The organism is Bradyrhizobium sp. UFLA05-89 (assembly GCF_059803475.1).
In genome coordinates, this window is sequence record NZ_JBANBA010000050.1 from 49,418 (window position 1) to 60,725 (window position 11,308).

The following is an 11,308-nucleotide window of genomic DNA, read 5'->3' on the forward strand; positions in this document are numbered from 1 at the left end:
AGGCGGCTTCCAATCAAGTGACATAGCCATGTCCTTGCATTCGGCTCTTCGTTCAAAGCAGCGTCGGGCCCTGACGGCCTATCTCTGTCTGTGCGCCGTCGCGCTATTGGGTGGATCGCTCGCGCCAAGGGGCGCCGCAGCGCAGACAAGCCAAGCCGTCAACAAGGATGCTGATAATCTGATGGTTGTCATCAGGGAGACGCCCGGTGCCAACAAGCAGGACGAGGCGTTGGAGCCGTTCGGCAAACTGCGTGCCCGACTGGCCGATGGCAAGGAGGTCGAATTTGAATTGGCGGCGTTCAAATTGCTGGGTGACACGCATTTGCGGTTCGTCTTTGACGGATCGATTTCCATGCTGAATGCGACACCACAGGATCTCGCTCGACTGCACCTGAATCCAGCGCAAGCGCTTCGCCTTGCGGTAGGCAACGTCAAGCGGGTTTATGGTGATCCCGTCGCAACGCCCTGGACCGGTGGATTGATGCAGGTCCGTGGAAAATCTCCCGACCTCAACAGCAGCTATTTCCTCGACCAGGATTTCTGGCGAGGTCTTCTTCGCGACCATCCCGAAGGCATCTTGGTCGCCGTCCCAAAGCGCGGTGGACTGTTGTTCGCACCCGTGGGCGACAGCAAAGCGGTGGATGGATTGCGTAAGGGTGTTTCGTATCTCTATTCAAGCAGTGGACAGATGCGCGTGTCGTCAGCCTTGTATTTGTTCAAGGATGACCACTGGACGGTCTTTCAGCCGCCGCAGGCCCAATGAGATCGCGCTGGCGGCATGCAGGCTTGATCTGAATTTTCTTGGACGCGGTGGATGACGGCCGTCCACCGGTTATGCTGCCTTCGGCTTGTTCACCGTCTCGATGCGATCGAGAACCTTGCCTAGATCGCGCTTGGCGATCTGGATGTCGTAGTCGTTCTGAAGATTGAGCCAAAGCTGCGCCGTGGTGCCGAGCGCCTTGGCGAGCCGAAGGGCGGTGTCCGCGGTAACGCCTGTCTGCTCGCCTGCAATGCGCTCAATTCGCGTGCGAGGCAGGCCGCATGCCTTGGCAAGCGCGCCGGCGGACATGTTCAAGGGAACGAGGAATTCCTCCCGTAGCACTTCACCAGGATGCAGGGGTTTGAGCTTCTTGGCCATCGTCGTTCTCCTAGTGATAGTCCACAATCTCGACCTCGGCGGACCCTTCCAGCGTCCAGATGAAGCATATTCGAAACTGGTCGTTGATCCTGATGGAGTGTTGTCCTTTACGGTCGCCCATGAGCGCCTCGAGGCGGTTGCCCGGAGGCGACCTCAAGTCACCTAGATTGTCGGCGGCATGGAGATAGCGCAATTTCCGGCGCGCAACCTTGATCAAGTCGGCAGGAAAGCCCTTGGGATTCTCGCCGTTGAAGACGGCCTCGGTCGTCCTGTCCCGGAAATTTCTAATCACATGGTGAATGTATCATCAAATGATACATAGATCAAGATGACATATTGCGGACGGTTGGCTACCCCTCCACATTCGCCTTCATCGCCGTCTCGAACTTGTCGACGAATTCGGCGAGCTCGTCGGCGCCGATGTCGCTGACGGCCCAGAAGTTAAGGCCGCGATCGCCCCAGCGGCGGCAGTTGAAGCCCTGCATGGTCTGGGTTTTCGGCGGGCGGTGCTCGGCGCTTGCGGTCTGCGACACGAACAGGTTGATGATGTGCTGGCGGCGCCGGTAGACCACCGCGCCGATCGCGCGGGCGTCGATATAATCGAGCCGGCCGCCGACCAGCGTAAAGCCCTGCGCGGTGAGGTCGATCACGGGCGGGGCGACGTCGAGCTTGCCGTTGAACCACGGTTTTACCGTGTGCTGGTCGGTGGAGACGACGTCGGTCAGATGACCGGCCTGAAGCGAGCGCAGATGCGCGGAGACGACTTCGGACAGGATGCGCTGCTGGTCGTCCTGGCGCAGCACGATGGCAACGAGGCCGGTGGCGGCGAGCGCCGACACCGCCGAGCCCATCGCAAAGCCGCGCAGCACCGCGCGGCGGCTCTGCAGGCGCGGCTGCGGCAGCGAGGCCTCGATGCGGGCACGCAAGCTTGCCGGCGCGGTGTAACGCAAATCGGTATCGGCGAGCACGCGCTTCATCTCGCGCTGCGCGGCGAGCTCGGCTGCACAAGCCGGGCAGGTCGCGATGTGTGCCTCGACCTCGCTGGTATGACCGGCGTCGAGCTCGCCGTCGATCAGTGCGTGAAGCAGAAGCTTTGCCTCGTCGCAGGTCATTTCGGTTGCTCCTCTTCCGCCATCCAGGCTGCGCGCAGCATGGCGCGGGCCCGGGCAAGGCGGGACATCACTGTGCCGATCGGCGCGCCGACAGCGTCTGCGATTTCGCGATAGGACAGGTTGTTGATCTCCCGCAGCACAAAGGTCTCCCTGAATGGCTCGGCCAGAGCCTCGATGAGTTTTCTGATCGCCGTCGCATCGCGCGTTCGCAGCATGTCAGCTTCGGGATTTGCTTCGGTCTCGCGCCAGATCGGCGGCTGCTCGGCCGCTTCGGGAATATCCTCGATCGCCGCGGGCGAATGCGCCCGACGCGCATATTCGGCATTGCAGACGTTACGCAGGATCGCGAATAGCCACGGCTTCATCGCCGGGCCGCGATAGCTGTCGAAATGTTTTAGCGCGCGCAGGTAGCACTCCTGCACGGCATCCTCCGCATCCGAGGCGTCACGCAGCAGATAGCGCGCGAGCGTGTAGACGTCGTCCAGATGCGGCAGCGCCGCTTCACGGAAGCGACGCGCCTTGTCGGGATCATCGCTGGTGGAGGACATCGCCGCTCGCTTTGCCTTATCGCCGGTGCCGGCTTTCGACGTGCGTGCCCGGCCAGCGTCAACCCACTGGCCGGGCAGGATGGTGATGCCTTGGTTTGAGCCGTTACTCAACCTTGATCAACCCCGTCATGTGCGGATGCAGCGAACAAAAATATTTGTAATCGCCGGCCGCCGTGAAGGTGAACGAGAACTTGTCCTCGGTGTCGAGTGTCTTCGACCTGAACTTGCCGGCCGAGACGATGGTGTGAGGGATATCGTCCCGATTGGTCCAGGTGATCGTGGTGCCGGTCTTCACTGTGAGCTCGGCCGGCTGGAAGGTGAAATTGTCGATATGCACCTCCACGTCGTCGGCGCGGGCAGTGGTGATGGGCAGCAGCACGGCCGCGGCCACGGCGAGACCGAAGTCGCGGCGATTGAGAGTCTTCATGGTCAGCTTCCGTTCAACCCTGGAGCGGCGTGTCGATGATCGCAAGCGGCTGGTTGCCTTGCTTGAAGTTGACGCTGGCGACCCCGAGCATGGAGCGGAGCTTTGCGTCCTCGACTTTCATCGGGCCGGGTGAGGGGGCAGCTCCGGGCGCGGGCTGCGGGAAGGCGGTGGAGCGCGCGGTGTGGAAGGTGACGTTGCCCTCCACCTTCTGCATCACCTGGTGGATGTGGCCGTTGAGCACGGTGACCGAGCCGAAGCCTTTGACGTATTCAAGCGCGCGCGCGCCGTCCTCGGTGCCCCAGCCCCATTGCGGATAGACGGTCCAGAGCGGGATGTGGGCGAACAGCACCACCGGGGTGGATTTCGATTTGCCGCGCAGATCATCCTCCAGCCATGCGAGCTGCTCGGCGCCGAGATTGCCGAGTCCACCGGCCTTGAGATCGACGACGTTGACGAGGCCGACGAAATGCACACCGCCGGCATCGAACGAATACCAGCCCTGGCCCTTGGTGCCGCGGCCGTAGCGGTCGCGATAGAACTTCACCTCCTCGTCGAGGAAATCATGTTCGCCCGGCACGTAGTGCACGTCGAGCTTGGTCTGCGAGATGATGCGCTCGGCATTGTCGAACTCGGCGGCCTTCGACAGGTGGGTGATGTCGCCGGTGTGGATCATGAAGGACGGCTTGGCCGGCATCGCGTTGATCTTGTTGACCGCCTCCTCCAGCGTGCCGAGCGCGTTGGGATTGGCCGGCTTGTCGAAGCCGACATGGCTGTCGCTGATCTGGAGGAAAGTCATGCCGGGCGCTTCGGCCGCCTGCACGGAATCGACGATGCCGAGCGAGCGCGGCACGCCACCCGTGATGGTCCAGAGCACCCCGGTGCCGGCCCAGGTCATGCATTCGAGCACCTTGCGGCGGTTGACGCCGTCGTCCCCGTGGTCGTGTCCGCTCATCACGCCTCTCCTTGCGCCCGGAATTGGGCTTCGGAGGAGGTGATCGGGGGAGCGGCTGGTTTATTCCGGGAAGTGATGACGATTTCGTGAGGGAGTGGCGCAAGTCCAGCGGCCTCAGATCTGCCGCTTAAGGGCTAAGCCACGCAAATGCGCGGCGCAGAAATGCCGATGCATCCGTCTCGACCGGTGTTCCGTGGGCCATCAGTACCTTTTCTGCAGGCCACGCGAGAACGCGCGTGAGAGCTTCTCGCGCCACGCGTCGGTTGGCAAACGCAATCCGGAACTTGTGCGGCACCGACGGTTCGGGCCCAACCATGCGATCCAGCTTCGCAACGGTTGCCCGCCACCCCGACAGCAGATGAGACGGAATTTGCTGGAGGAGATCTGTGAAGAGCACCGTCCTGCTGCTGGCATGAAAGAACACCACTTCCGTCGTGATTAGGTTGCCACGCACCGCGACTTGGTCGATCACCTCGGCCCAATCGGGGGCCGGTGTATCTTCGACGTCGGCATCGAAGCTGATATCGATGCGCTTCTTGCGCAGGCCGGGAGGCGCGTGGAGCTTGGCTCCCGGGTAGGCCCGCTTCCACTCAGGCAGGAAGAGGTGATGAAGTGAGTTGGGCGCGACGATGTGGCGGACTTCGCCGACGGTATCGACTGCTTCTCGCAGAGCCTCGGTGATTTTCGTGGGCGACCAGACAAACAGATTTCCGTCCGGTAACCTGATGACAGCCATTCGGGTAGGATAGTGAAATCCAGCGACCGCGACGTTGGGCCCATCTGCGATCCAGATGTCGCGGCCGAACTCCTGCAGCATCGTCAAAGCTACCTCGCATCTTCCAAAATCATCATTGCCCCTTTCTCGGCGATCATCGCGGTCGGCGTATTGGTGTTGCCCGACGTGATCGTCGGCATGATCGAGGCGTCGATGATGCGGAGGCCACTGAGGCCGTAGAAGCGCAGGCGCTCGTCGACGACCGCCATCGGATCGTTGGCCGCGCCCATCTTCGCCGTGCCGACGGGATGGAAGATGGTGGTGCCGATATCGCCGGCGGCTTTGGCGAGCGAGGCGTCGTCGTCGCCGACGGAGGGGCCGGGCAGGTATTCGCTGGGGCGATACTTTGCCAGCGCCTTCTGCTGCATCAGGCGGCGCGTGGTGCGGATGGCGTCGGCGGCGACCTGGCGGTCGTCGGCGGTCGAGAGGTAATTCGGCGCGATGATCGGCTTCTCGTCCGGCGTCGCGGCGCGTAAGCGCACGTTGCCGCGCGAGGTCGGCTGGAGATTGCAGGCGCTCACCGTGATCGCGGGGAAGCGATGCAGAGGATCGCCGAACTTGTCGAGCGAGAGCGGCTGCACGTGGAACTGGATGTTGGCGCGCGCGCGCGTCGCGTCGGAGCGGGTGAAGATGCCAAGCTGAGACGGCGCCATGGTGAGGGGACCTCGGCGGCGGAAGGCATAATCGAGCCCCATGAGGCCGCGGCGGAACAGATTGTAGTAGGTCTCGTTCAGTGTGCGTACGCCCTCGACCTTGTAGATCGCGCGTTGTTGCAGATGGTCCTGCAAATTGCGTCCCACGCCGGGCCGGTCCATCACGATGTCGATGCCGAGCGGCGTGAGCCAGTCGGCAGGTCCGATGCCGGTGCGATGCAGGACCTGGATCGAGCCGATCGCGCCCGCCGAGAGGATCACCTCGCGCTTGGCGCGCGCCTCGATGGTCTCGCCGTTCTGGATGAAGCGCACGCCGACGGCGCGGCCATGCTCGATGATGAGGCGGTCCACCAGCACGTGCTTCTCGAGCCGCAGATTGGGACGCTTCAGCGCGGGCTTGAGGAAGCCGCGCGCCGAGGACCAGCGGCGGCCGCGCTTCTGGTTGACGTGGAAATAGCTCGTGCCCTCGTTGTCACCGGTGTTGAAATCCGGGATGCGCTTGATGCCCATCTCCTCTGCGGCATCGCCCACGGCGTCAAGAATAGTCCAGGAGAGCCGCGGCGCCTCGATGCGCCAGCCGCCACCGACGCCGTGATGCTCGCTTTCGCCCAGGAAATGATCCTCCAGCCGCCTGAACAGCGGCCGCACATCATCATAGCCCCAGCCGGCGAGCCCGAGCTGGCGCCAATGGTCGTAGTCGGCGGCTTGTCCCCGCATCGAGATCATGGCGTTGATCGCCGAGCAGCCGCCGATCACCTTGCCGCGGGGGTAAGCGAGCGCGCGGCCGTTCAGTCGCGGCTCGGCCTCGGTCTTGAACATCCAGTCCGAGCGCGGGTTGCCGATGGCAAAGAGATAACCGACGGGGATGTGAAACCAGATCCAGTTGTCGTCGCCGCCGGCCTCGAGAATGAGGACGCGGTTGTTCGGATCAGCCGAGAGCCGGTTGGCGACGATGCAGCCCGCCGTGCCGGCCCCGACGACGATGTAATCGAACTCACCCTCAAGCCGTCTCGGCATTCTGCTTCCGCCCGCTCGTCCTATTTAGTCGGACGTGGATGGCCAAGACAAGCCAGCGGCCAGCCATGACGGCGAGGCAGGGCTACCTCGACTAGGTAGACGGCAGCTTGCATGGTAGACAATGCTGTATTCCCAACTGAAGGCTTGAGATCCTCCATGCCCATCGTGAACCGTGTCGCCGATCTTCAACCTGACATCCAGGCCTGGCGGCGGGACATCCATCAGCACCCGGAGCTGCTCTATGACGTTCACCGCACCGCAGCATTCGTCGCGGACCGTCTGCGCGAGTTCGGTTGCGATGAGGTCGTGACCGGCATGGGCCAGACCGGCGTGGTCGGGCTGATCAAGGGCAAGAAGCCGGCCGGCGAGGGCATCAAGACCATCGGCCTGCGCGCTGACATGGACGCGCTGCCGATCGAGGAACAGACCAACCTGCCTTACGCTTCGAAGAATCCGGGCAAGATGCACGCCTGCGGCCATGACGGTCACACCGCGATGCTGTTAGGGGCGGCCCGCTATCTCGCCGAGACCCGCAATTTCGCCGGCGATGCCGTCGTGATTTTCCAGCCGGCCGAGGAGGGTGGCGCCGGCGGCGCGGCCATGGTCAAGGACGGGCTGATGGAGCGTTTTTCCATCGACCAGGTCTACGGCATGCATAACGGCCCCGGCATTCCGATCGGCTCGTTCGCGATCCGGCAGGGGCCGATCATGGCGGCGACCGACGAGGTCGACATCAAAATCGAGGGTGTCGGCGGCCACGCCGCGCGTCCGCACAAATGCGTCGATTCCGTTCTGGTCGGCGCGCAGCTGATCACGGCGCTGCAGTCGATCGTCGCGCGTAGCATCGATCCCCTGGATTCGGCCGTGATCTCGATCTGCGAATTCCACGCCGGCAACGCCCGCAACGTCATTCCGCAGACCGCGGAGCTGAAGGGGACGATTCGCACGCTGACGCCGGAGGTGCGGGCCCTTGTCGAGAAGCGCGTGCGCGAGGTGGTGGCGGGCGTGGCGCAGATCACCGGCGCGAAAATCGATCTGCACTACAAGAGGAATTATCCTGTGGTGAACAATCATGCCGCGCAGACCGAGATCGCGCGGACAGTGGCCAAACAGGTCGCGGGCGATGCCAATGTGCACGAGATGCCGCCGCTTATGGGCGGCGAGGATTTTGCCTATATGTTGGAAGCGCGCCCCGGCGCCTTCATCTTCTGCGGCAATGGCGACAGCGCGGGTCTGCATCACCCCGCATATAATTTCAACGACGAGGCGATCGTCTACGGTACGTCCTATTGGATCAAGCTGGTGGAGAACTCTCTGGCGGCTTCGTAAGCACGCAAACCTGAGCCAAAATGAAAAGGGCCGCGCGATGCACGGGCCCTTTGTCGTTGAGTGGCGTAGAGCTCAGAACACGCGCGAGAACACGTAATAGAGCACGCCGGAGATGATCATCGCGGCCGGCAGCGTCAGCACCCAGGCCATCGCGATGTTGCGGATCGTCGCCCATTGCAGACCGGAGCCGTTCGCCGCCATGGTTCCGGCGATGCCTGACGACAGCACATGCGTGGTCGAGACCGGCAGGCCGTAGACGTCGGCGGCGGCAATGGTGGCGGCTGCGGTGATCTCGGCGCAGGCACCTTGCGCGTAGGTGAGGTGCGTCTTGCCGATCTTCTCGCCGACGGTGACGACGATGCGCTTCCAGCCGACCATGGTGCCGAGGCCAAGCGCGATGGCGACCGCGATCTTCACCCAACCGGGGATGAACTTCGTGGCGTTGTCGAGCGAGCCCTTATAGGCGGTGAGCACGGCGACGTCGTTGGCGCTGAGCTCGGCCTCCTTGTCCTTCATCAGGAAGCGGATCGCTTCGGAGACGAGGTACATGTCGTTGCGGGTGTTGCCGACGACTTCCGCCGGCACCTTCGCCAGCGAGCCGTAGGTGGTGACCTGCTTGGCGATGTCGCGCACCAGCACGGCGAGCGACGGGAATGTGCCGCCGTTGACCTCGTGTTGAGCGACGTAGTTGGTCACCGCGGGACGCGGGTTGCCGATGACGTTGTAACCGGCGGCCTTGGCCTCGATCACCTTGCTTGCGGCCTCCGAGTTCGCGACGAACTGCTCGATCTGGCTCGCCGGCAGGGCGCGGTTGAGCGCATAGGCCGTCGGCACGGTGCCGATCAGGATCAGCATGATCAGGCCCATGCCCTTCTGGCCGTCATTGGAGCCATGGAAGAAGCTCACCAGCGTGCAGGTGAGGATCAGGATGCCGCGGATCCACCACGGCGGCGGCTGGTCGCCCTTCGGCTCGCCGAACAGAGCGGGCGTGGCGCGCAGCAGCACGGCGCGCAGGATGAACAGCAGGCCGGCGGCGAGCACGAAGCCGAACAGCGGCGACAGCAGCAGTGCCTTGCCGATATTGGTGGCCTGGGTCCAGTCGACGCCCGAGGTGCCGCTGCGGCCGTGCAGGACCGCATTCATGATGCCGACGCCCATGATCGAGCCGATCAGCGTATGCGAGCTCGACGCCGGCAGGCCGAAATACCAGGTGCCGACGTTCCAGATGATCGCTGCGATCAGAAGTGCAAACACCATGGCGAAGCCGGCGCTGGAGCCGACCTGGAGGATCAACTCCACCGGCAGCAGCGAGACGATGCCGAATGCGACTGCGCCCGATGACAGCAGCACGCCGAACAGGTTGAACAGGCCGGACCAGACCACGGCGATATGGGCGGGCAGCGAGCGGGTGTAGATGACGGTTGCGACCGCATTGGCAGTGTCATGGAAGCCGTTCACGAACTCGAAGCCGAGCGCAATCAGCAGCGCGACGAACAGCATGAGGAAGGGCGCAATGCTCTTGACCTGCGTGCCGGTCGCATCGACGTCGACCCAAATGCTGTAGGCGACGAAGAGCAGCGCCGCGGCGATGATCCCCATGTAGATAATGCCGGTCAGCGGATGAAAACCGCGGTCGAGGTCTGGCCCTTTCCGCAACGCTGGCTCGATGGAGCCGGGTAAAGCAAGGTCACTCATTAAAAACTCTCCTGTCCCTGTGCTCCGATTTTGCGCGCGGCATGTGACAGGCAGTTGAAATGACGGTGCTTCTCCACCGGTATCTGCTGCGGCGCAGCGTGTGTTATATCACGCCGCCCGTGCTGATTTTTCCCGGAATCCGGCTGCGATCTTCAGATCATCCACAAAGCGCTGATATTCCAGCTCTTTTGCCTTGGGGTCAGGCAGCCGCAGCAGATAGGACGGATGCACGGTCACCAGTGCCTTGCGGCCGTCGGGCAGATCGATCAGCCGGCCACGGTTCTTGCCGATCGGCGTGATCTTGCCGAACACGCATTGCGCGGCGGTCGCCCCCATCGCCACGACGAGGCTGGGCCGAAGGGCCGCCAGTTCTCGCTCATACCATTGCCGGCAGGCACGGATCTCCGGTGTGTTCGGCTTCTGGTGCAGGCGGATTTTTCCGCGCGGCACGAATTTGAAGTGTTTCACGGCGTTGGTGACATAGACCTTCCTGCGGTCGACGCCGGCCTCTTCCAGCGCGCGGTCGAGCATCATGCCTGCAGGGCCTACGAAGGGATGACCGGCGATGTCTTCCTTGTCGCCGGGCTGTTCGCCGACCAGCATGATGGTGGCAGACTTCGGGCCTTCGCCGAACACGGTCTGCGTTGCATCCTTGTAGAGAGGGCAGGCGCGGCAGTGGGCGGCTTCCTCGCGCAGCGTTTCGAGATCATCGGCGGCGGGTTTGCGTGGCATGGGTGCCTCCGGGCGCGGGGTGATCCGTCCGCCGGTCCAGCGTTCGGCATCGGCGAGCAGAGGTTCAAGTATCGAGGCTTCCGCGAGGTTCCTCCCGCGCGGTTTGGGCGCTTCCGGTGCGATCGGCCGGTCCGGCTGGAAGTGGCGGCGCCAAGTCTCCTCCAATCGGTTTGCTGCAGGCATCTCCGTCTGGCTGATCCCCGGCGTGAACGAGATCACGTGGCCGTCCCAGTGGGCGCAGATGTCGGGCGTGAGGATCGACCAGGGCATGTCGGCATAACGGCGCGCGAAGAAAGATGCGGCGAATTCGACGATGTGATGCTCCGGCACGAACCAGGCGGCATAATGCGCCTTCTGCTCGCGTCCGATTTCGCGGAAACGGACGACATCGCGCATCCGCTGCACGTCGCGATGCACGCTATTCGCCATCGCCATGGCCAGCGCCACATCGGGATCGGTCATCGTTGCCAATAGGTCGTGATCGGCCTTCAACCGCCACAGCAGTCGATAGAGCAGCGCAAAGCGTTCGCCGTCGCGATTGAGGATCGCGACGCGTGCAATCTCGATGAAATTGGCCGGCACGTTGAAGGTGTTTTCGATCTCGATCGGCGGAAGGCTCGGCGCCTCGGACAGGCCGGGCGGAATCTGATCCTTGGTTTGGCCTGGCCCGCCCCACGTCACGTCCGCGGGGGCGATGTGATGCAATGCCAGCGCGCGTGCGGCTTTGCGCCAGCCGTCGAAATCAGTCTCGCTATCGAGGGTGATGAGGTACATGGCACTTGAATCCTCTTGATTCCACTCATGAATTTGCGGGTGCGCCAATTCGATTGACTCCGGTGGCGCTGTTAGCTTTATATTAGAACATATCATGAACAAATGAGCCAGCCGATCGTTTGTCTTTCTGACGATCCTGGCGACCATCTCTGAAGG

General features: G+C 63.1%; 12 protein-coding genes. 2 read left to right on the plus strand and 10 right to left on the minus strand.

The features are described from left to right. The first annotated feature begins 28 nt into the window (after window positions 1-28). Window positions 29-763, plus strand: coding sequence for a DUF1444 domain-containing protein (locus SO139_RS24535; RefSeq protein ID WP_498540704.1), 735 nt, complete (start codon window positions 29-31; stop codon window positions 761-763). A 69-nt stretch (window positions 764-832) separates the two neighbouring features. On the opposite strand, the gene SO139_RS24540 is transcribed toward SO139_RS24535, so the two are convergent. The 8 genes from SO139_RS24540 to SO139_RS24575 all read right to left on the minus strand — a co-directional run bounded on the left by SO139_RS24540 (window position 833) and on the right by SO139_RS24575 (window position 6,622). After that, window positions 833-1,138, minus strand: coding sequence for a HigA family addiction module antitoxin (locus SO139_RS24540; RefSeq protein ID WP_449379567.1), 306 nt, complete (start codon window positions 1,136-1,138; stop codon window positions 833-835). Window positions 1,139-1,148: 10 nt separating this feature from the next. Continuing rightward, the gene (locus tag SO139_RS24545; protein ID WP_449379566.1) at window positions 1,149-1,430 is read right to left on the minus strand and encodes a type II toxin-antitoxin system RelE/ParE family toxin; all 282 of its coding nucleotides are present in this window, start codon (window positions 1,428-1,430) and stop codon (window positions 1,149-1,151) included. Window positions 1,431-1,488: 58 nt separating this feature from the next. After that, complete coding sequence (locus SO139_RS24550) at window positions 1,489-2,250, minus strand: anti-sigma factor family protein (protein WP_449379565.1); 762 nt, start codon at window positions 2,248-2,250, stop codon at window positions 1,489-1,491. Continuing rightward, on the minus strand, window positions 2,247-2,798 hold the full coding sequence (locus SO139_RS24555) for a sigma-70 family RNA polymerase sigma factor (protein WP_449379630.1): 552 nt from the start codon (window positions 2,796-2,798) through the stop codon (window positions 2,247-2,249). Before SO139_RS24555 ends, SO139_RS24550 begins: the two co-directional genes overlap by 4 nt. 103 nt (window positions 2,799-2,901) lie before the next feature. After that, window positions 2,902-3,225 (minus strand): cupredoxin domain-containing protein, encoded by a 324-nt coding sequence (locus SO139_RS24560; RefSeq protein WP_449379564.1) that lies wholly within the window; start codon window positions 3,223-3,225, stop codon window positions 2,902-2,904. 13 nt (window positions 3,226-3,238) lie between these two features. Next, window positions 3,239-4,177, minus strand: coding sequence for a metallophosphoesterase family protein (locus SO139_RS24565; protein ID WP_449379563.1), 939 nt, complete (start codon window positions 4,175-4,177; stop codon window positions 3,239-3,241). 127 nt (window positions 4,178-4,304) lie between these two features. Further along, the gene (locus SO139_RS24570; protein WP_498540707.1) at window positions 4,305-4,994 is read right to left on the minus strand and encodes a DUF4336 domain-containing protein; all 690 of its coding nucleotides are present in this window, start codon (window positions 4,992-4,994) and stop codon (window positions 4,305-4,307) included. 8 nt (window positions 4,995-5,002) lie between these two features. Further along, window positions 5,003-6,622, minus strand: coding sequence for a GMC family oxidoreductase (locus tag SO139_RS24575; protein ID WP_449379562.1), 1,620 nt, complete (start codon window positions 6,620-6,622; stop codon window positions 5,003-5,005). A gap of 156 nt (window positions 6,623-6,778) precedes the next feature. Between SO139_RS24575 and SO139_RS24580 the strand changes: the two genes are divergently transcribed. Continuing rightward, window positions 6,779-7,951 carry a M20 aminoacylase family protein gene (locus SO139_RS24580; protein WP_449379561.1) on the plus strand — a complete coding sequence of 391 codons (1,173 nt, stop codon included), beginning with the start codon at window positions 6,779-6,781 and terminating at the stop codon, window positions 7,949-7,951. Between the two features lie 72 nt (window positions 7,952-8,023). Here SO139_RS24580 and SO139_RS24585 read toward each other — a convergent pair whose 3' ends face one another. Both SO139_RS24585 and SO139_RS24590 read right to left on the minus strand, forming a co-directional pair. Next, a complete protein-coding gene (locus SO139_RS24585) occupies window positions 8,024-9,646 on the minus strand; it encodes an inorganic phosphate transporter (protein WP_449379560.1) in 1,623 nt (540 codons plus the stop codon). A 108-nt stretch (window positions 9,647-9,754) separates the two neighbouring features. Further along, window positions 9,755-11,152 (minus strand): UdgX family uracil-DNA binding protein, encoded by a 1,398-nt coding sequence (locus SO139_RS24590; RefSeq protein WP_498540705.1) that lies wholly within the window; start codon window positions 11,150-11,152, stop codon window positions 9,755-9,757. Between the last annotated feature and the right edge of the window lie 156 nt (window positions 11,153-11,308).

Bases quoted from the DNA above. Each gene is read 5' to 3' on its own strand.
- SO139_RS24590 (WP_498540705.1), bottom strand. From the start codon at position 11,152: ATGTACCTCATCACCCTCGATAGCGAGACTGATTTCGACGGCTGGCGC.
- SO139_RS24535 (WP_498540704.1), top strand. From the start codon at position 29: ATGTCCTTGCATTCGGCTCTTCGTTCAAAGCAGCGTCGGGCCCTGACG.
- SO139_RS24580 (WP_449379561.1), top strand. From the start codon at position 6,779: ATGCCCATCGTGAACCGTGTCGCCGATCTTCAACCTGACATCCAGGCC.
- SO139_RS24550 (WP_449379565.1), bottom strand. From the start codon at position 2,250: ATGACCTGCGACGAGGCAAAGCTTCTGCTTCACGCACTGATCGACGGC.
- SO139_RS24565 (WP_449379563.1), bottom strand. From the start codon at position 4,177: ATGAGCGGACACGACCACGGGGACGACGGCGTCAACCGCCGCAAGGTG.
- SO139_RS24585 (WP_449379560.1), bottom strand. From the start codon at position 9,646: ATGAGTGACCTTGCTTTACCCGGCTCCATCGAGCCAGCGTTGCGGAAA.
- SO139_RS24575 (WP_449379562.1), bottom strand. From the start codon at position 6,622: ATGCCGAGACGGCTTGAGGGTGAGTTCGATTACATCGTCGTCGGGGCC.
- SO139_RS24570 (WP_498540707.1), bottom strand. From the start codon at position 4,994: ATGCTGCAGGAGTTCGGCCGCGACATCTGGATCGCAGATGGGCCCAAC.
- SO139_RS24560 (WP_449379564.1), bottom strand. From the start codon at position 3,225: ATGAAGACTCTCAATCGCCGCGACTTCGGTCTCGCCGTGGCCGCGGCC.
- SO139_RS24540 (WP_449379567.1), bottom strand. From the start codon at position 1,138: ATGGCCAAGAAGCTCAAACCCCTGCATCCTGGTGAAGTGCTACGGGAG.
- SO139_RS24555 (WP_449379630.1), bottom strand. From the start codon at position 2,798: ATGTCCTCCACCAGCGATGATCCCGACAAGGCGCGTCGCTTCCGTGAA.